The organism is Ruminococcus sp. AM26-12LB, assembly GCF_003480785.1.
Classification (GTDB): Bacteria; Bacillota; Clostridia; order Lachnospirales; family Lachnospiraceae; genus Blautia_A; species Blautia_A fusiformis.
The window spans coordinates 44071-61677 of sequence record NZ_QUJX01000013.1; the positions used below are offsets into that span (position 1 = coordinate 44071).

The window sequence follows — 17607 nt, forward strand, 5'->3', positions numbered from 1 at the left end:
GTTTACCGGCAGCCTTTTCTGTTTTTTTTATTCTTTTTTCCCTCACAGGAAGCTGCCGCTTCTCTTCTTGCCTGCTGCTGCCTGCGGATCGCTTCATCCAGAGAACGACACCGGTACTCTCCTTCTTTCTTTCTCTGCATTTCCTCACGGATCAGGCGTTCCATGATTTCCTGAAACTCCAGTATCTTATCGTTATCTGCTCCACACTTCTCTGTATTCCCGGATTCCGTTTTTTCCATGAACTCCTTTTCAGATCCCGTTTTTTTCATTGGAATATCTTCAAGCTCAACAGCTTCTCCATCCAGGATCCTGATACCAGATTCTGAAAAATCCGGTGTATCTGCCTTTCTTGCCTCCGGTGGGATCAGTGTACGGATTGCTTTCAACTGAAGTCCTTTACTTTTCAGCTCATTTATTTTAAGAAAAAGCTGGATATCAAACGGTGTATAATAGCGATGTCCCAGTTCATTGCGTCCGATCCGAAGCTCCAGTTCTTCCTCCCAGTAACGCAGGACATAAGATTTCACTCCGGTCAGTGTTACGGCCTGTCTGACTGTATATCTTTTTTCCATTGTGAACGCCCCCTTATATAGAGATTCACTGCTGCTGTCTACAGTATAACCCCTGAGATCAGGAAATAGCAAGAATAATCGGTTGACATAATTTTACCAAATATGACTCTTTGCCTATATCCATAGCATCCCGAACTCCACGATCACACAGACAAAAATACAAAAGGCCATCAGGATAACTATAAGCTTTCATCCTGACAGCCTTTCATTTACCGTCTGCACGGCTCTATTTTTTCATATTTACAAACTGGGTATATCTCGGCAGCCATACCAGCTCCACAGTTCCGATCGGGCCGTTTCTCTGCTTGGCTATGATAATTTCCGCAATGTCTTTCTTCTCGGTATCTTTGTGATAATAATCATCTCGATAGATAAACATGACCACATCCGCATCCTGCTCAATAGCTCCGGACTCTCGAAGATCCGAGAGCATCGGCCTGTGATCCGGTCTCTGTTCCACTGCACGGCTAAGCTGTGATAACGCAATTACCGGTACATCGATCTCTCTTGCCAACGCTTTCAGCGATCGTGAAATATCTGAAATTTCCTGCTGTCTGGAATCCGATTTTCCACTTCCGCTCATCAGCTGAAGATAATCGATCATGATGATCCCCAGATTATGCTCAAGCTTATATTTTCTGCATTTGGAACGAAGCTCCGCAATGGAAATTCCAGGTGTATCATCAATAATAAGATTGGAGCCACCGATAATATCCGCTCCTTCTACCAGCTTCGTCCAGTCCTCATCTTTCAGATTTCCGGTACGGAGATTCTGGGAATCCACGTGAGATTCCATAGCAAGAAGACGGTTTACCAGCTGCTCCTTGGACATCTCCAGACTGAAAATAGCCACGGTCACATCTTTACGAAACGCCATATACTGGGCAATATTCAATACAAAGGCAGTTTTTCCCATGGAAGGTCGAGCTGCGATCAGTACAAGATCGGATGCGTGCATACCGGAAGTCTTATAATCCAGATCCACAAATCCGGTCGGGATCCCGGTAACGGAGCCCTTCAGCTTGGAAGCCTTCTCAATATTGCTGACTGCATTCAACACAACCTGCTGGATCGGCACATAATCGCTGCCATTTGTTCTCTGCAAAATATTAAACAGCTTTTTCTCGGATTCCTCAAGTATGGTTTCCGTACTGTCCTTTTCCAGATAACAGGCATTGGCAACTTCTTCCGTAGTCCGTATCAGCCGACGGAGAACTGCCTTTTCGCTTACGATATTGGCATAGTATTTCACATTGGCTGATGTAGGAACTGCTGCGATCAGATCACGGACATATTCCATACTGCTGATGTCCGGCGGAAGCTCTTTCTCCTTGAGACGATTCTGCAGAGTGATCAGATCTACCGGCTGTCCTTCATTACAGAGCTCCACCATGGCATCAAAAATGATGCCGTATTGTTTTTGATAAAAATCATCACTGGTCAGGATCTCGGAAGCCACCAGGATCGCATCACGATCCAGGATCATGGATCCGATCACTGACTGCTCTGCCTCAATACTGTGAGGCAGAATCCTCTTGATCAGTGCTTCTTCCATTGATTACGCCTCTTTTACCCAGACTTTGAGACTTCCGGTTACCTTCGGATGAAGTCGTACCGGAACATTGGTAACACCCAGGTTACGGATCGGATTCTCCAGCTGGAGCTTTTTCTTATCGATATCAAGATTCAGCTGTTTTTTGGCTGCCTCTGAGATTTCTTTTGAGGATACAGAACCGAATGTTCTTCCGCCTTCACCTACCTTCAGAGTAAGGATAACCTCCTTTGTGGAAAGCTCCTCTGCAAATGCCTTGGCAGCGTCCAGGTTTTCCTGTGCAACCTTTTCTTCATTTGCCTTACGGAGTTTCAGGTCATTGAGATTCTTGGATGTAGCTTCAACACCAAGCTTTTTTGGCAGGATCATGTTTCTTGCATATCCGTCACTTACATTTACGATCTGTCCCTTTTTACCCAGGGATTTAACATCTTCCAGAAGAATTACTTTCATTTCTATTTGTCCCCTTCCTGATATAACTGGTCTATAATTTCTTTCAGCATTCTTTCGGTCTCATCCATGGTGTCTTTCACCTGTGCACCGGCAATATTCAGATGTCCGCCGCCGCCCATCCGTTCCATCATGACCTGTACATTCACTTCATCAATGGCTCTGGCACTGATGTAAACCTCATTATTATAGCTGGTAAGAACAAAAGATGCCTTGACTCCTGCGATATTGAGCAGCTCATTGGCCGCCTGTGCTCCTACAACGGTAGGACTTTCCAGACCTTCACTCGGACATCTTGCAATGGCAAAATAATCTCTGTAGATCTCCGCAGTACGAACTGCCTCCGCTCTCGCCTTATAGGAATCAATATTATCCCGGAGCATCTTACGTACACGTGTCACATCTGCTCCGCATCTGCGCAGGAATGCTGCTGCCTCAAAGGTACGCACACCCGCTCTTGTTGTAAAGTTGTTGGTATCGATCATGATACCCGCATAAATACAGTCCGCCTCAATACTGCGAAGCTTCAGCCCGTCTGCAAAATACTGCAGGATCTCTGCGATCATCTCGCAGCTTGAAGATGCATATGGCTCCACATAGGACAGAACTGCATTCTGGATCACCTCGCTGCCGCGGCGGTGATGATCCAATACCACAATGGTCTTTGTCATATAGAGAAGATCCTGGCATTCGGTATAGCTTGGCTTGTTGGTATCCACCACAATTACTACCGTATTGTTATCCACCAGTTCTTTGGCCTGATTACTGTCCACAAACATGGACGGCTCATAATCTGGATTCTCCATAAATCCACTCATCAGCGGCCGAATGGATGTGGTCGGATCATTGATCACAATATGCACCGGCTTACCAAGAGTCTTACCGGCACGGTAAATACCGATCCCAGCTCCCAGAGCATCCACATCTGTGATCTTGTGTCCCATAACCACCACTCGATCCTTGGTGCTCATAAATTCCTTCAGAGCCTGAGCCTTCACTCGTGCCTTCACTCGGGTTGATTTCTCCATCTGCTGTGCCTTGCCGCCAATGTAGGTAATATTATTTTCATTTTTGATCACTACCTGATCACCGCCACGGCCCAGTGCCATCTCAATGGCAATTCTGGCATATTCGTAATTCTGGATATACGTAGAAGCATTCAGACCGATTCCGATACTTAATGTCACAGCCATTTCATTTCCGATGTTAACTGTCTTAACCTCATCCAGGATATGAAAACGCTGTTCCTTCAGTGTTTCCAGTGAACTCTGGCGCATGATCAGAAGATATTTATCTTTCTCCAGTTTCTTCACAAGGCCGTCAAAGTTGGAAAAATACTTGGTGATCTTTCGGTCGATCAGTGCGATAAGCAGAGATCTTCTCACATCCTCCACGCTCTCCAGTGCTTCTTCATAATTATCCAGATAAGCCAGTGCTACAACAAGCTTGTTATCCTCATTTTTCTGGATGTATTCCTTAAGCTCTGTTTCATCATAAAGATACATGGCGATCAGACTGACATTCTGGGACATATTCTCCAAAATATCCGCATGGCTGACTACTTCACCCATAGTCACCCGCTGCATGGAAACCCGATAGATCCGATCCCCGAAATGTATACTCATCTCGGAAATTTCCGGTTCATCGGCTACAGGAAGCTTGTCCGGAGTAATATCCGGGAAAACTGTGCTGATATTTTTTTTATAAAACTGATCTCTCCCCGTGATCTCTGAAAAAATACGGTTGGACCAGATCATGCGGCCTTCCATATCCATAATGGCATAAGGAAGCGCCAGTTCTTCCAGCATCCGCTTTTCTACCACATCATACTGATTGGCAAATGCGATCATATCATTGATGATCAGCGGTTTGTGATATCGAAAAAGCTGTACTGCGATAAAAATATAGATCACAGTACCTACAGACACCAGAATTCCGGCCTTTACACTTACAATAAACACCAGCAGGTCCAGCAGCACGACCAGGACCGAAAGGTACAGCGGCCAGCGCATGAAGTGTTTCATAGGCCCCTTGAATTTAACTTTGTTGTTCATTGCTTTTTCCTGTTCTTAATGTAATTTAACCCACAAGTTATTTAACATTATACCAGATTCCTTATTATAATTCCATAGCAATGATAAAATCTGTTTTGCTCATAAAAAAACAGGGCCGCTGCCTCCAGATGACTGCTCATCTGTTTCGCAACGACCCCGTATAAGATCAGAATTAGTCCTGAACGTATGGCATCAGGGACATATGACGTGCTCTCTTAACAGCAACTGTCAGTGCTCTCTGATGTTTCGCACAGTTACCTGTAATTCTTCTCGGGAGAATTTTACCTCTCTCGGAAACATACTTTCTTAACTTTGCTACATCCTTGTAATCGATCTCGTTATTCTCTTTACCGCAGAATACACAAACTTTTTTTCTTCTGCGTCCGCCTCTTCTCTTCATCGGAGAATCTGGTCTCTCGCCTCTATTGTAAGCCATGATTGTTTCCTCCTATCTTATTCGTCTCATCTGTCTTGATCAGATGTTCTAATTGAACGGCAGCTCCTCATCAATTCCATCTGGAATGTTCATGAAGCCGTCGGCGCTTGCTGCGCTCGGACTCGGCATAGACGTTGCAGGTGCTGCCTCTGTTCTCGGATGAGCTGCTGCATAGCTGTCGCTTGATGCTTTGCTCTCAGCAAATTCCTGATCCTCAACAACAACCTCTGTCGTATAAACCTTCTGTCCCTCACGGTTCGTATAGCTTCCTGTCTGGATACGTCCCGTAACTGCAATTTTCAGTCCCTGTCTGAAATACTTTTCCGCAAATTCTGCTGTACGTCCGAAAGAAACACAGCTGATAAAATCAGCACTTGCCTCTCCGTCACGACGGAATCTGCGATCAACTGCCAGTGTATATCTGGCGATTGCCAGGGCATTTTCTCCTGCGGAATATCTTACCTCAGGATCTCTTGTCAAGCGTCCCATTAATATTACTTTGTTCATCGTTCTACCTCTCTTATGATTTCACTTAACTGAACAGGTTCTTAATGGTGTTTTCGAAAAATCCGCTGCAAAAATTATGCCTCTTTCTTGACAACCAGGTATCTTAATACATTGTCCATGATGCGGACATGTCTCTCGATCTCCGCCGGGCACTGAGAATCTGCTTCAAACTGAATAAAATAGTAGAAGCCTTCATGCATTTTCTGAATCTCGTAAGCTAATTTCTTCTTACCCCATTCTTCAACTTCTGTGATCACGCCGTTGTAACGTGTGATGTAGCCTTTTGCTTTCTCAACTACAGCGTCACGTGCTTCGTCCTCAAGCTTAGCGCTCACAACTAATGCTAACTCGTACTTGTTCATGCTTGTCTTAACCTCCTTATGGTCTTTTGGCCCTTTGCCTGTCAAAGAGCAAGGATATGAAATATATCACGATTGTTGATTCTAGCACATCTCTCCCGTGATGTAAAGCATAAATTTAATTTTTTTCAATTTTTTTCAAATCTCGTGTATTTTTCTCAACCAGCTTACGTGCCACCATGATCTGATGTCCGCAGCCCTTGCATTTCAGGCGGAAATCCGCTCCTACGCGAAGGATCTCCCATTCTTTACTGCCACAGGGATGAGCCTTCTTCAGTGTGACAATATCTCCAACTTCATAATTTAATCCCATTTGATACTCCTCATTTTTATTTTTGCAGATCATCCCAGGTTCCCATATTTTCAAACTCTTATCTGAGAAAACACCTGCCCGATCGGTTCTTTAATAAGAAGATCCGCATATTTATCCCTCGGTGTCGGTGCCTTGTTGATCACCACCAGATGATTTCCCCGGAAATAATCGATCAGACCTGCTGCCGGATATACCGCCAGAGAAGTTCCCCCGATGATCAGCACCTCCGCCTCTGAGATCACTCTTACTGATTCCTGGATCGTATAGTCATCCAGCCCTTCCTCATAAAGGACCACATCCGGCTTGATCATGCCGCCGCAGCTACACCGCGGAACACCTTTCGATTCCTTCATATATTTAAAATCATAAGATTTCCCGCATTTCATACAATGATTTCGGTAAACGCTTCCGTGAAGCTCCAGGACCTTTTTACTTCCTGCCATCTGGTGAAGATTATCGATATTCTGAGTGATCACAGCCTTCAGCTTTCCTGTTTGCTCCATCTCCGCCAGCTTAAGATGTGCCGCATTCGGTTTTGCAGTATCACAAAGCATCTTATCTCTGTAAAATTTAAAAAATTCCTCAGGTTTTCGCATAAAAAATGTATGGCTTAAGATCGTCTCCGGCGGGTAATCATATTTCTGGTTATACAGTCCGTCCTGGCTTCGAAAATCCGGGATCCCGCTTTCTGTTGAAACACCTGCGCCGCCGAAAAATACAATATTTCTGCTCTCATCAATAATCTTTTGTAATTTTTCTATCTCATTTCCCATATCATTTCCTCCCAAACTTATCCGCAAAAGCTCTACTGTGGGTTCACCGCATTCACTCTTTTTCCCTGTACCACAAAACGTGTTGCCTGATTGCCGGTACAGGTTGATAATGTAACGATCTTATCCTTCACATTGGCTTCACTTGCAGTGGCATCTGTTCTGATCTCCGAATTCTGGAACATTTTTTTCTCATATTCCAGAAACTCTTTGCCAGGTCCTTTAAATAAGGTATACGTATCGCTGTTTACAGAAGTCGTATACGCTGCAATGATCTCATACCGGTAATCTTTTTCCGGTGTGAGGATCCAGAAATATTTGCTGGTATTATAAAGCGTCTCATCCGCTCTGTACTTTTTCAGCATTCCAAACATGGAACCATTCTTCATGTTGTGTCCGTACACCAGGGTATTACAATCGCTGAAATCTCTTTTGTTCTCATAATCAATAAAGATCGTTCCCGCAAAATTATAATTTTTCTCATATGTCTGGTGCAGATAAAAATTATTATCCTCTCCCTGTACCACCGGATAACTGATCTCAGGCAATGCTTCCATATAGATCCAGCCGATCACATCCTCATTGATACTCCTGAGAGAATCAAAATCAATGCTCACAGGTGCTACAGGCTGTTCATCCGGCTGATCTATCTCTTCCACCTGGTCCGGATCACGTTCTGTCACTGCCATTTCGGAAATGCTGTTATATTCATCGGTTCCTTTTTTATATTCTGTATAAATATGATAAAGGTTAAAAGCTGCATAACAGAAAATACAGATTGCCACGATCAGAACGATCGTCAGAATATGATCTCCAACTGTTTTTTTCTTTTTCACCTTGTTTTTCCTGCTCATAATCACACTCCTTTAAATCTGTCAGGATCATCTGGTTTCTGTATTTATTATAAATATCCCTCCGTTTTCTTGCAACCGTTTTGTTTTTGTCCTGTTTTATACAGAAAGAAGCCGCCTCGGAATGGGCATCCGAAGCGGCTTGTAAGGTATATTCTATTTCAGAGCTGCTGTTATTTTTCAGGCCAGTTCTTTTCCTGTAAGCATTTTGTATGCCTGGAGATATTTCTCAATAGTCTTGTCAACGATCTCCTGCGGAAGTGTCCAGTCGTTGTCCGGATTGGCTTTCAGCCAGTCACGTGCAAACTGTTTGTCAAAGGATGGCTGACCATGTCCTGGTTCATAGCCTTCTGCCGGCCAGAAACGGGAGCTGTCCGGTGTCAGCATCTCATCACCGATAACCATGTTTCCGTCCTCATCAAGACCAAACTCGAATTTTGTATCTGCAATGATGATTCCCTTGCTGAGTGCATACTCTGCACATTTTTTGTAAAGAGCAATGGTGTTGTCACGAAGCTTTTCTGCATACTCGCGTCCTTTTCCTGGGAAGTATTTCTCAAGATGATCGATACTCTGCTCAAAGGAAATATTCTCATCGTGATCACCGATCTCAGCCTTGGTAGATGGTGTGTAGATCGGCTCAGGCAGCTTGTCGGATTCCTTCAGTCCCTCCGGAAGCTTGATGCCGCATACAGTGCCGTTCTCCTTATAGCTTGCCCAGCCGCTTCCTGTGATATATCCACGTACGATACACTCGATCGGAAGCATGTTCAGTTTACGGCACATCATGGATTTTCCTTCGAATTTCTCCTGCTGGAAAAACTCCGGCATATCCTTGGTATCTACAGAGATCATGTGGTTCGGAAGAATGTCCTCAGTCATGTCAAACCAGAATTTGGACATCTGGGTCAGTACAGCACCTTTCTTTGTAACTTCGTTATTCAGAATTACGTCAAAGCAGCTGATACGGTCTGTTGCAACCATGATCAGACTGTCTCCATTGTCATAGATCTCACGTACTTTACCTTCTTTGATTGGTTTTAATTCCTGCATGTTCTCACACCTCATCATTCGGTTATTTGATTTTTGTTTTCGACACCGTTACCGTATCACCTCACAAGCCCTCCTGTCAAGATGTCAGGCCCCTTTCAGTCATAAGTATTCGTTAAGGGATCATTCATATTTCTAATAGTGATGCACATTCCTCCTGAAGCTTTTTCTCCTGTTTCCGGTAAAGAAGCTTCTCACTGCAGGCAAAATAAGGATCACAGCCATACTCTCGGATAAAGGCCGCCGCATGGCTGTTCCGGGTCAGTCCGGTGACAAAAAGCACCGTTTCCTGTCCGTCCCCGAAGCATTCCTTCATAAATGCAAATGCCTGTTCCAGCTCCCCGCTGATCTTTTTCGCACAGGCTTTTCTCTTCTCCGCCATTTCCGTAAACAGCTGCCGGATCCGTTCAAAGCCAGCCTCTGTTTCTGTGATATGCTCCTTTCGGATAGTAAGGCTGAATTCCTCCAGAGTGCGGATCACAAGCTCTTCTGTAGTCTGCTGATCTGCGGTAAGAAGCTCCGCCTCCAGACGGACAGCCAGACTTTTCTTCTTCATATCTGTAAATTCATCCAGCGCTGTCATGTCCTTTTTATCCTGAAGAAAAGCTTTCAGATGCAGAAGTTCCTGATAAACAGCACCTGTCTCACCATCCATCTTCTCATAGGTCAGAAAACCTCCGTTCAGACCGTCAAGCAGAAGCCCTGTCACAAGGAAGCGTTCCTCAAAGGAAGCTTCCTTCGCCATTTTTACCTTTTTCTGCTGTTCCTCCTCCGGCATCTCTCCGGAAAGCAGACGTTCCAGGCCATAGTCCTCTCCGTACTTCCGGTACAGCTGATAGCTGGCAAAAAAGCTTCTTGCGATCTCCTCTCTGCATAAATACTCCCCGACCAGATTCTCTGTGATCTCCACGCCCAGCTCCTCATAAGCCTTCAGGATCTCAGACAGGTCTTCCCAGCCTCTTGCTGTCACGAAGAATTTCCCGTCCACTGTATTTTCCACAGAATAAAAATGATCCTTTTTCATGCCGAGATAAGCCAGGATCGATCCGTGGATCTCCTTTTTCCAGGCATACTCCATCCACACCTCAAGATCTGCCTCGATATCCATCCTCCGCACACGGTCCAGTGTTACAATATCAAACTCCCGGACCGATTTATTATATTCCGGAGGATTTCCTGCTGCCGCGATCAGCCATCCTTCCGGCACACTGTGGCTTCCGAAGGTCTTGTTCTGAAGGAACTGCAGCATGGTAGGCGCAAGTGTCTCGGAGACACAGTTGATTTCATCGATAAACAGGATTCCCTCCTTCTTTCCGGTACGTTCCATACAATCATACACAGAAGCAATGATCTCGCTTAAGGTATACTCTGTGATGCTGACCTCTTTTCCGTTGTAGCACCGGGTCACGATCCTTGGCAGTCCTACCGCACTCTGTCTTGTATGATGGGTAATGGTATAGGCTACCAGACCTACATTACATTCCTCTGCCACCTGCTCCATGATCGCTGTTTTCCCGATTCCGGGAGGCCCCATAAGCAGGACGGGACGCTGCCGGAGTTTGGGAAATGTGTAGCGTCCGGCTGCATCCTTCCGGTTGTAAGCCAGTAAGGTATGTTTGATCTCTTCTTTTGCCTCTTTTATGTTCATGTTCTGTAACGCACTCCTTCCTGTTCTGCCACAAGCCGGATCGCCCAGGGTGGAACAAGCTCCATTTTTTCTGTTTTATGTAAAAATACAAAGGCCGTTTCATAATCCGGTTTGCTTCCGGGATATATCCCATCCCCGTCTGTAAAATAGATCAGAGCCTTAAGACTGCGGATTTCTTTTTTCTCCTGCTGCTCCTTCACATACCGGAACACCGGCCGGAAATCTGTTCCGCCCCGGCCCTGTATGGTGATATTTTTGCTGTATTCCTTCCATTCTTCCTCGGAATGGATCACCTTAACATCCTGGATACAGCAGTCACACTGGATCAGGTACACCTTCATTTTATGGAAAAAATTCTCTTTTTCACTGAGAATGGAATACGTTTCTCCAAGGAATCTCCGCACAGTCTCTCCATCACAGGAGCCGGAAGTATCAATGGCGATCACCAGCTCCTCCAGACGGTTCACTTCCTTATATTCCAGCGGCTCGATCAGCGGAAGATTTCCATAATGCTCCATCCCGTAATTATAAAAAATATAATCAAAGCTTTCCGTATCCAGCTCCACCTCTTCCCGCAGCACAGAAAACTGACGGAGAAATTTTTTGTAATCGTATCTTCCGGATCTTACCGTTCCTGCCTCTTCCTTCTGGTCCCCTTTCTGACTTCCCCGCCGTTTCCGGTGATCCTGACGGTTTGCGGCAGTATAGGAAAGAAGCTTGTTCCATTTTTCCTTTGTTCTTTTTCCTTTTTCTCCTGTGCAGGCATCCCATAGTGAGTGATCATCAAAATGGAACGCTTCTTCCATCTCTTCCAATCGAAATGGAAATACCTGATCTTTCAGTTTCTGGCAGATCTTTTCTGCGGAATCCGCGCCGTTTCCAAGCATATGGAAAACTTTTTTCCGGATTTTTTTTTCATTTCCACCTGTCTCCAGAACCGGGATCTTTTCTCTGGAAATGATCTGTTCCACCGCAATATCACAGGCTAGGTTCCATAAACGTCTGTCTTCCTGATTTTCCCGAAAAAGATGCAGATACAGGCAGTGCAGCAACATATGCAAATACCCTCGTCGCACTGCCTCCGGCTTTTTCACATAAAGTTCCAGCAGATATTCCGGAGAAAAAAGGAAGAACTCTCCGTCTGTTCCAATGGTTCTGGTCTCTTCCGAACCCTTCCCGGAAATGCAGGCAAAAGCACCGTCCAGATATGGAAAATAGTAGTACAGTTCGTTCCTCACATTTTCCAGGATATGTATTCCCAGTTCTTCCTGATTCCGGTCCACCGAATCCGCCTCCTGTCCTTCTGATCAAACTATAGCACTCCAAAAAAATACTGCACACTCTTGACAACAGGACTATGATAGAGTCAAGAGGTGATTATTATATTACATGATGAAACACGTAAACTACTTATTGAAGCTTGGAATAAAACGCACAATGCAAAAGAAATCCCAGAGTGTTTTTCTGTGAATACCAGTACTGTTTACCGCCTGGAAAAACAAATGCGTGAAACAGGTTCTGTAAAAACAAGAACATCACAGAGAGGACGTAAACATGCCCTGACACCGTAAGATATCCAAAATATTGACCGGGTGGTTCAGCAGGAACCAGATATCACAATTGATGAAATCATTGATAAACTTGGTCTGCATGTTTGTAATGAAACAGTCCGCAAGGCAGTTATTAAACTCGGGTATTCTTACAAGAAAAAATCTCTTCATACCTCAGAGCAGGAGCGTCCCCGATGTCAGGGAAAAACGCAGAAACTGGAAAAAACATATGTCGGAGAGAGACATAAATCATCTGGTCTTTCTGGACGAAAGCGGAGTAAACATCAATATGACGCGACATTATGCCAGAGCATGGAAAAACCGGAGAGCAGTAGATAAAACTCCACTCAACACGCCCTGCAATACAACCGTTCTTTCTTCCATACGTCTGAATGGAGACTGTGCCTATACAGTCTATCAGGGAGGAACTACTGCAGAGCGGTTTGCAGAATACCTGAAAACAAAGTTGCTGCCGACGCTTTCAGAAGCAGACATTATCGTTATGGATAATATGCGTTCCCATCATGCAAAAGTGGTGAAACAGCTACTGGACAGCTCAAAAGTAACCTATCTGTATTTACCCCCGTATAGTCCGGATCTGAATCCGATTGAAAAGATGTGGTCAAAACTCAAAGCATTTTTAAGGAAAGAAAAGATACGGATTGCATCGGAATTACCATCAGCTATTTCAAAAGGATTTTTAACAATTCGTCCAAAGGACTGCATAGGGTGGTTTCATTCGTGTAATTATGTGCAATAATTTATTGGATTGCTATAGTTTTTCACCAGATTTATTTACAATTCAAATTCCTTCTCTTTAAATCCATAATTTGCTTTTTTCAAATGGAGAAGTCCCATCAGCGCTGCAGGTCTCCTCCACTCTTCAGCCAGTTTCAGGAACACCTCCAGCTCCTGTTCCCCAAACCATTCGTTCTCATAAAGCTTCTCGATCTTTTCCCAGTCATCTTCCAGGATCAGGCGTTCCACAGCCGGACGGATCCTTTTCTTAAGATATGCTCCATAATGCGCGCGTTCCTCTTCCTCCACACCTTCCTCCAGAAAATATCCCCGCAGGGCAACTGCCAGCCGCAGCGGCTCCTGCTTGGTACTTCCGAATTTCCGGTAAAGATGAATGGCCTCTTCTTTGGCATCCTCGTTCTCCGCCCGCATTTCAAGAGCAGTGGCAGCAACTTCCACATCTTTTTGAAAACGGCTTAATTCTGTCATAATGATCCCTCCTGTCTGCTGTCTGTTTATAGTGTTCGAGAAAATGCTTTTGTATGACATTATCATATCACGTACCGCTTTGTTTGAACATTATTTTTTGATAAAAAAGAAGCCGCCACTGCCTTTTTTCTGACAGTGACGGTCCGAAATTATTTTCTCAGATTCCCTTTTTATAAAGAATAAATGAATAGATCATTGGCACAAGGATGACCAGCAAAATTACCGCAAAAACAATTTCCGTTTTCAGGAGCAGCGAATTCATAAGAAAAAGCAGCCCTGACAGGATCAGTATCCAGCCTGTCATACGGTTGGTACGGTTCCAGTTCTCCTCGCTGTTCAAGGTCCAGGGAAGCTTCATTCCCACTGTATAATTCTGTTTCACCTTATGAACGTAATTTCCGAGAATGATAAACATGATCCCCACCATGATATTCACGATCACACCTATATCAATGTCCATACCCAGAGCAAGACCATAGATTGACATGCAGGTGATCACAGACACCACCGGAACCAGCCACAGGACCATGGTAAAAATACGCCTGTTGATATTTTTTCTCTTTGGATCATTGGCTGTAAAAAACACGCAAAACAAATGGATCAGCAAAAGCAGAAATGGAATTCCAAAAACTGCCATCGGCTTGCTGCTCCAGCCGTTGGCCACATTGTGCTGATCAAAATGTGTTGCGATCTTCTCCGGCAGACGGTTCCACAGCAGGATCCCTGCCAGTGACGGTGAGATCGTAAGGATACTCCCGGAGATCAGGGACATTTTATATTCCTTCAGAAACTCTTTTCTTTCTTCACCTTTCATCATTCTTTCCCCCTTTCAGATCACTGAGCCACAGAAGCAGCTCCTCTACAACTGTGGTATTCAGTTCATAATACACGAAATTCTTCACCTTCGTTTCCCACACAAGATCTGCTTTCTTCAAAATTTTCAGATGATAGGATATGGTTGCACCCGTCATGTCAAAATGTCCTCCGATCTCACCGGCTGACATTTTCCCGTTTTTCAGAAGCTGCAGGATTTCTCTCCGCACAGGATCCGAAAGTGCCTTGAAGGTTTCCGCAAACGCCATCGTGTATGTCTTCCTCCTTTCAGATAGTATTTAGAAATATTTCTAAATAGAATATAGCATTTTCGAATTTCCCAGTCAATAAGTATTTAGATTTTTTTCTAAATACTTACATTTGTCATCTATAAAAAAATGAGGATACCGATCATCGCCTCTGCGACCTTACGATATCCTCATTCACCATCGATCAACCATTATTTATTTTTTCCCCTCTTAAACCTACCTCATGCAAAAAACAAGACTGGATGTGATCTCCGGCGCAAGCTCCGGCACATGTGCACAAAAGTCCATCTCTCTGCCAAGGCCAATGGATGCAACTCCAAGAATGGATTTGCCATTTACTGTTCTGCTTCCCCTTTTCAGATCCACTGCAAACGGAAAATGCTCTGTCACATCAAGAAAACGGTTCACTTCATCCATGCTCTCAAACTGTACTTTTTTTACTGTCATCGTTTTTTTCACCTCTTTTCTCTATCTATACTACTATTTTACTATGATATAATTATTTGTATAGAGTAATTTTTTTATAAAAAAGGTGATTTTTTTAGATGTTATCTTCTCCTATTTCTGTTACAATATAAAAAAACAACACCCAGGAGGTATCAGAATGTCAAAAAAGAACCTTATCGCAGGACAGTCCGGCGGACCGACCGCAGCTATCAACAGCAGTCTTTACGGTGTGGTATCTGAAGCACTTAAACATACAGAGGAGATTGACCATGTTTATGGTATGGTCAACGGCATTGAGGGATTTTTAAACGGAACAGTCCTTGATTTCCAGGAAGCACTTCCGGGAGAGCAGCTTCTCGCTCTTACCTGGACACCCGGCGCCTATCTCGGCTCCTGCCGTTACAAGCTTCCGGAATCCCTGGAGGATCCGGTTTATCCGAAGCTTTTTCAGAAATTCGAGGAGATGAACATCGGCTGGTTCTTTTATATCGGCGGCAACGATTCCATGGATACCGTCAGCAAGCTTTCCCGCTATGCTGAAAAGATCGGCAGCGACATCCGTATCCTCGGTGAGCCGAAGACCATTGATAACGATCTTGTAAACACCGACCATACTCCCGGATTCGGAAGTGCTGCCCGCTACGTAGCCTCCACCGTCCGTGAGATCACCCTGGACGCCTGTGTCTATGAGAAAAAATCCGTCACTATCATCGAGATCATGGGACGTCACGCAGGCTGGCTCACCGGAGCTGCTGCCCTTGCCCGGAAATACGTTGGAGACAATCCGCTTCTCATTTATCTTCCGGAAACCGATTTCGATGTAGAAGAATTTCTCCAGAAAGTTCATGCTGCCTTCGAGAAAAACTGTAACGTCGTAGTCTGTGTATCTGAGGGAATCCATGATAAAGACGGCACTTTCATCTGCGAATACGACAGCGCTGCCGGAACCGACGCCTTCGGTCACAAGATGCTTGCTGGCTGCGGTAAATATCTTGAGAATCTTGTACGCAGCCGTCTTGGTGTCAAAGCCCGCTCCGTAGAGCTCAATGTAAGCCAGCGCTGCTCTGCAGCTATGCTCGCCGGAACAGACCAGCAAGAAGGCATCCTCGCCGGTGAATTTGGTGTACAAGCTGCCCTGAACGGCGAAACCGGAAAGATGATCGCATTTAAACGTCAGAGTGATTCTCCGTACTCCATGAAATGTACACTGGAGGATGTCAACGTTATCTGCAACGAAGAAAAGACTGTTCCTGTGGAATGGATCACAGAAGACGGCTCCGATGTCACCGAAGACTTTATCCGCTATGCCCGCCCGCTGATCCAGGGAACTGTAAATGTTCCGGTTGGTGAGGATGGACTGCCGGCGTTCGTGTATCGGAAATAAGATTTGTGGTAATGCGGATAAAAATATCCACATTTGCTGCGTAACTCTGTCCTGAGTAACTGTTTATCCGTCATTCGATAAAAAATGCACCGGGAATTCCTGATAGTTCCCGATGCATTTTCTTTATTTCTCTATATATTTTCTTTTTTATTTCTTACTGCGGTATGCTTCTGCTTCCCAGTGTGTGATAAAATATGTGATCTCATCGGTCATCTGCAGCGGGCCGCCAAAGCTCTCTGCATACACTGCAAGCTTGATTGCATCCTTTACCAGAAGCTGTGCCTTTGCTGCCTTTCCTTTGTCATCTTCCATGATAAATGCGCCAACGCCCTGTACCAGGATCAGTCTTGGCTCTTTATCATGCTCTGTCATAAATGCATCCAGCGCATTTTTCGCCTCATCAATATTTTCTACAAATAACGGATAAGGTCCGCAATATACAATATGATCCGGAGTAAACGGCTTCAGAAGAGGTGCCGCAGCAGTTTTATCTTTTACAAAATGATCCGCCTCCGCAGCCGGTACGACTTCCACCGCATGTCCAAGCAGACTGGAAAGCTTCTGTGCTGCCTGCTCTTTTTCAGGTGTAACTGCATCACTTACATCCGCAGTTCTCTTTACCTGCTTTTCCAGCTTTCCGATCACACCATCGAATAAAACACCGATCTCCTCTACAGTATCAGCCGCAACAAAAATTCCGTGATTCTGAAGCAGAAGAACCTGCACGTCTTTTCCTGTTTCTTCTTTATAGGCATTCATTTTCTCGAAGCAGATACGGGCAAGTGTGTATCCCGGTTTGCAGATATCGATCCAGAGTACATCTTTTCCAAGAAGCTCTTCGCAAAGAGCCTTTGCGCCCTTTCCGCAGGTCAGTCCATTGATAAGTGTCGGATGAACATGCAGGACATACGTATAAGCAAACAGATTGTGGAGCAGTGCTTCCACGCTGGGACGTTTGGTTTTATCCTCATCGGTCACTGCCGCCATTACATCTGCAAGATATGCAGATTCACGCTTCACATCATCCGCCGGATATTCCGTTTTCATGATCTCATTCAGACGGGCTCTGTCCATTTTGACAAATTCCTCTGCCTTAATGGTAGCAAGCTGTGTACCGGATCCCTTTACATACAGTGTTGTATCGTCTTTTACAGAAGTATTACCGCCTCCTGCCAGAACATAGGCCGGATTGCTTCCGTAAGTGTTTGACATTTTTACCAAAGTTGAAAGCTCCATAAGTAAAATTCCTCCCTGTTGTGTCATTATATGATTTTTCCATATATTTATAGTACACGATACAAAGTGAATTATCTATATGAATATTTTTTCCAAAACTAGTACTTTCGTATCCTTTT

Annotated in this window: 20 protein-coding genes; 2 read left to right on the forward strand and 18 right to left on the reverse strand. The window is 44.6% G+C overall.

Going from position 1 to position 17607, the window contains the following annotated elements:
* Nucleotides 1-2 precede the first annotated feature (2 nt).
* The 13 genes from DW694_RS10905 to DW694_RS10965 all read right to left on the reverse strand — a co-directional run bounded on the left by DW694_RS10905 (nucleotide 3) and on the right by DW694_RS10965 (nucleotide 11845).
* Entirely contained in the window at nucleotides 3-572 is a 570-nt protein-coding gene (locus DW694_RS10905; RefSeq protein WP_022426424.1) for a MerR family transcriptional regulator, read from the reverse strand.
* A gap of 226 nt (nucleotides 573-798) precedes the next feature.
* Complete coding sequence (gene dnaB / locus DW694_RS10910) at nucleotides 799-2127, reverse strand: replicative DNA helicase (protein ID WP_015527183.1); 1329 nt, start codon at nucleotides 2125-2127, stop codon at nucleotides 799-801.
* Nucleotides 2128-2130: 3 nt separating this feature from the next.
* Entirely contained in the window at nucleotides 2131-2577 is a 447-nt protein-coding gene (gene rplI, locus DW694_RS10915; protein ID WP_015527184.1) for a 50S ribosomal protein L9, read from the reverse strand.
* A 2-nt stretch (nucleotides 2578-2579) separates the two neighbouring features.
* Nucleotides 2580-4628, reverse strand: a complete 2049-nt coding sequence (locus DW694_RS10920; protein WP_022426425.1) for a DHH family phosphoesterase — start codon at nucleotides 4626-4628, stop codon at nucleotides 2580-2582.
* 172 nt (nucleotides 4629-4800) lie between these two features.
* Nucleotides 4801-5064: a 30S ribosomal protein S18 gene (rpsR, locus tag DW694_RS10925; protein ID WP_021651398.1), complete on the reverse strand. Its 264-nt coding sequence runs from the start codon at nucleotides 5062-5064 to the stop codon at nucleotides 4801-4803.
* A 48-nt stretch (nucleotides 5065-5112) separates the two neighbouring features.
* Complete coding sequence (locus DW694_RS10930; protein WP_015527188.1) at nucleotides 5113-5571, reverse strand: single-stranded DNA-binding protein; 459 nt, start codon at nucleotides 5569-5571, stop codon at nucleotides 5113-5115.
* Between the two features lie 74 nt (nucleotides 5572-5645).
* Nucleotides 5646-5933 (reverse strand): 30S ribosomal protein S6, encoded by a 288-nt coding sequence (rpsF, locus tag DW694_RS10935; protein ID WP_015527189.1) that lies wholly within the window; start codon nucleotides 5931-5933, stop codon nucleotides 5646-5648.
* 115 nt (nucleotides 5934-6048) lie between these two features.
* Nucleotides 6049-6243: a DUF951 domain-containing protein gene (locus DW694_RS10940; RefSeq protein WP_022426426.1), complete on the reverse strand. Its 195-nt coding sequence runs from the start codon at nucleotides 6241-6243 to the stop codon at nucleotides 6049-6051.
* 50 nt (nucleotides 6244-6293) lie between these two features.
* Nucleotides 6294-7016, reverse strand: a complete 723-nt coding sequence (locus tag DW694_RS10945) for an NAD-dependent protein deacylase (protein WP_118752992.1) — start codon at nucleotides 7014-7016, stop codon at nucleotides 6294-6296.
* A 32-nt stretch (nucleotides 7017-7048) separates the two neighbouring features.
* Nucleotides 7049-7867: a class B sortase gene (gene srtB / locus DW694_RS10950; RefSeq protein WP_021651401.1), complete on the reverse strand. Its 819-nt coding sequence runs from the start codon at nucleotides 7865-7867 to the stop codon at nucleotides 7049-7051.
* 177 nt (nucleotides 7868-8044) lie between these two features.
* Nucleotides 8045-8917 carry a phosphoribosylaminoimidazolesuccinocarboxamide synthase gene (locus DW694_RS10955; RefSeq protein WP_015527192.1) on the reverse strand — a complete coding sequence of 291 codons (873 nt, stop codon included), beginning with the start codon at nucleotides 8915-8917 and terminating at the stop codon, nucleotides 8045-8047.
* A gap of 124 nt (nucleotides 8918-9041) precedes the next feature.
* Nucleotides 9042-10562, reverse strand: coding sequence for an AAA family ATPase (locus tag DW694_RS10960; RefSeq protein WP_118752993.1), 1521 nt, complete (start codon nucleotides 10560-10562; stop codon nucleotides 9042-9044).
* Nucleotides 10559-11845 (reverse strand): VWA-like domain-containing protein, encoded by a 1287-nt coding sequence (locus tag DW694_RS10965; RefSeq protein WP_021651404.1) that lies wholly within the window; start codon nucleotides 11843-11845, stop codon nucleotides 10559-10561. Before DW694_RS10965 ends, DW694_RS10960 begins: the two co-directional genes overlap by 4 nt.
* Before the next feature lie 496 nt (nucleotides 11846-12341).
* On the opposite strand from DW694_RS10965, the gene DW694_RS10970 reads away from it, so the two are divergent.
* Nucleotides 12342-12872, forward strand: coding sequence for an IS630 family transposase (locus DW694_RS10970; RefSeq protein WP_084449127.1), 531 nt, complete (start codon nucleotides 12342-12344; stop codon nucleotides 12870-12872).
* A gap of 35 nt (nucleotides 12873-12907) precedes the next feature.
* Here DW694_RS10970 and DW694_RS10975 read toward each other — a convergent pair whose 3' ends face one another.
* From DW694_RS10975 to DW694_RS10990, 4 genes are all read right to left on the reverse strand, one after another.
* Nucleotides 12908-13339: a hypothetical protein gene (locus DW694_RS10975; protein WP_015527195.1), complete on the reverse strand. Its 432-nt coding sequence runs from the start codon at nucleotides 13337-13339 to the stop codon at nucleotides 12908-12910.
* A gap of 157 nt (nucleotides 13340-13496) precedes the next feature.
* Entirely contained in the window at nucleotides 13497-14156 is a 660-nt protein-coding gene (locus DW694_RS10980; protein ID WP_326929022.1) for an SdpI family protein, read from the reverse strand.
* On the reverse strand, nucleotides 14143-14421 hold the full coding sequence (locus DW694_RS10985) for an autorepressor SdpR family transcription factor (protein ID WP_015527197.1): 279 nt from the start codon (nucleotides 14419-14421) through the stop codon (nucleotides 14143-14145). Before DW694_RS10985 ends, DW694_RS10980 begins: the two co-directional genes overlap by 14 nt.
* Before the next feature lie 216 nt (nucleotides 14422-14637).
* Complete coding sequence (locus tag DW694_RS10990) at nucleotides 14638-14868, reverse strand: HPr family phosphocarrier protein (protein ID WP_118752995.1); 231 nt, start codon at nucleotides 14866-14868, stop codon at nucleotides 14638-14640.
* 157 nt (nucleotides 14869-15025) lie between these two features.
* Here DW694_RS10990 and DW694_RS10995 point away from each other — a divergent pair, with 157 nt between their 5' ends.
* A complete protein-coding gene (locus DW694_RS10995) occupies nucleotides 15026-16252 on the forward strand; it encodes a 6-phosphofructokinase (protein WP_015527199.1) in 1227 nt (408 codons plus the stop codon).
* A 147-nt stretch (nucleotides 16253-16399) separates the two neighbouring features.
* Here DW694_RS10995 and DW694_RS11000 read toward each other — a convergent pair whose 3' ends face one another.
* Complete coding sequence (locus tag DW694_RS11000; RefSeq protein WP_118752996.1) at nucleotides 16400-17488, reverse strand: class II aldolase/adducin family protein; 1089 nt, start codon at nucleotides 17486-17488, stop codon at nucleotides 16400-16402.
* Between the last annotated feature and the right edge of the window lie 119 nt (nucleotides 17489-17607).

Excerpts from the sequence above, each read along its gene's own strand:
- DW694_RS10975 (WP_015527195.1), bottom strand. The coding sequence starts at position 13,339 with ATGACAGAATTAAGCCGTTTTCAAAAAGATGTGGAAGTTGCTGCCACT.
- srtB (WP_021651401.1), bottom strand. The coding sequence starts at position 7,867 with ATGAGCAGGAAAAACAAGGTGAAAAAGAAAAAAACAGTTGGAGATCAT.
- dnaB (WP_015527183.1), bottom strand. The coding sequence starts at position 2,127 with ATGGAAGAAGCACTGATCAAGAGGATTCTGCCTCACAGTATTGAGGCA.
- DW694_RS11000 (WP_118752996.1), bottom strand. The coding sequence starts at position 17,488 with ATGGAGCTTTCAACTTTGGTAAAAATGTCAAACACTTACGGAAGCAAT.
- DW694_RS10930 (WP_015527188.1), bottom strand. The coding sequence starts at position 5,571 with ATGAACAAAGTAATATTAATGGGACGCTTGACAAGAGATCCTGAGGTA.
- DW694_RS10960 (WP_118752993.1), bottom strand. The coding sequence starts at position 10,562 with ATGAACATAAAAGAGGCAAAAGAAGAGATCAAACATACCTTACTGGCT.
- rplI (WP_015527184.1), bottom strand. The coding sequence starts at position 2,577 with ATGAAAGTAATTCTTCTGGAAGATGTTAAATCCCTGGGTAAAAAGGGA.
- DW694_RS10905 (WP_022426424.1), bottom strand. The coding sequence starts at position 572 with ATGGAAAAAAGATATACAGTCAGACAGGCCGTAACACTGACCGGAGTG.
- DW694_RS10985 (WP_015527197.1), bottom strand. The coding sequence starts at position 14,421 with ATGGCGTTTGCGGAAACCTTCAAGGCACTTTCGGATCCTGTGCGGAGA.
- rpsR (WP_021651398.1), bottom strand. The coding sequence starts at position 5,064 with ATGGCTTACAATAGAGGCGAGAGACCAGATTCTCCGATGAAGAGAAGA.
- DW694_RS10970 (WP_084449127.1), top strand. The coding sequence starts at position 12,342 with ATGTCGGAGAGAGACATAAATCATCTGGTCTTTCTGGACGAAAGCGGA.
- rpsF (WP_015527189.1), bottom strand. The coding sequence starts at position 5,933 with ATGAACAAGTACGAGTTAGCATTAGTTGTGAGCGCTAAGCTTGAGGAC.
- DW694_RS10955 (WP_015527192.1), bottom strand. The coding sequence starts at position 8,917 with ATGCAGGAATTAAAACCAATCAAAGAAGGTAAAGTACGTGAGATCTAT.
- DW694_RS10995 (WP_015527199.1), top strand. The coding sequence starts at position 15,026 with ATGTCAAAAAAGAACCTTATCGCAGGACAGTCCGGCGGACCGACCGCA.
- DW694_RS10990 (WP_118752995.1), bottom strand. The coding sequence starts at position 14,868 with ATGACAGTAAAAAAAGTACAGTTTGAGAGCATGGATGAAGTGAACCGT.
- DW694_RS10920 (WP_022426425.1), bottom strand. The coding sequence starts at position 4,628 with ATGAACAACAAAGTTAAATTCAAGGGGCCTATGAAACACTTCATGCGC.
- DW694_RS10945 (WP_118752992.1), bottom strand. The coding sequence starts at position 7,016 with ATGGGAAATGAGATAGAAAAATTACAAAAGATTATTGATGAGAGCAGA.
- DW694_RS10980 (WP_326929022.1), bottom strand. The coding sequence starts at position 14,156 with ATGATGAAAGGTGAAGAAAGAAAAGAGTTTCTGAAGGAATATAAAATG.
- DW694_RS10940 (WP_022426426.1), bottom strand. The coding sequence starts at position 6,243 with ATGGGATTAAATTATGAAGTTGGAGATATTGTCACACTGAAGAAGGCT.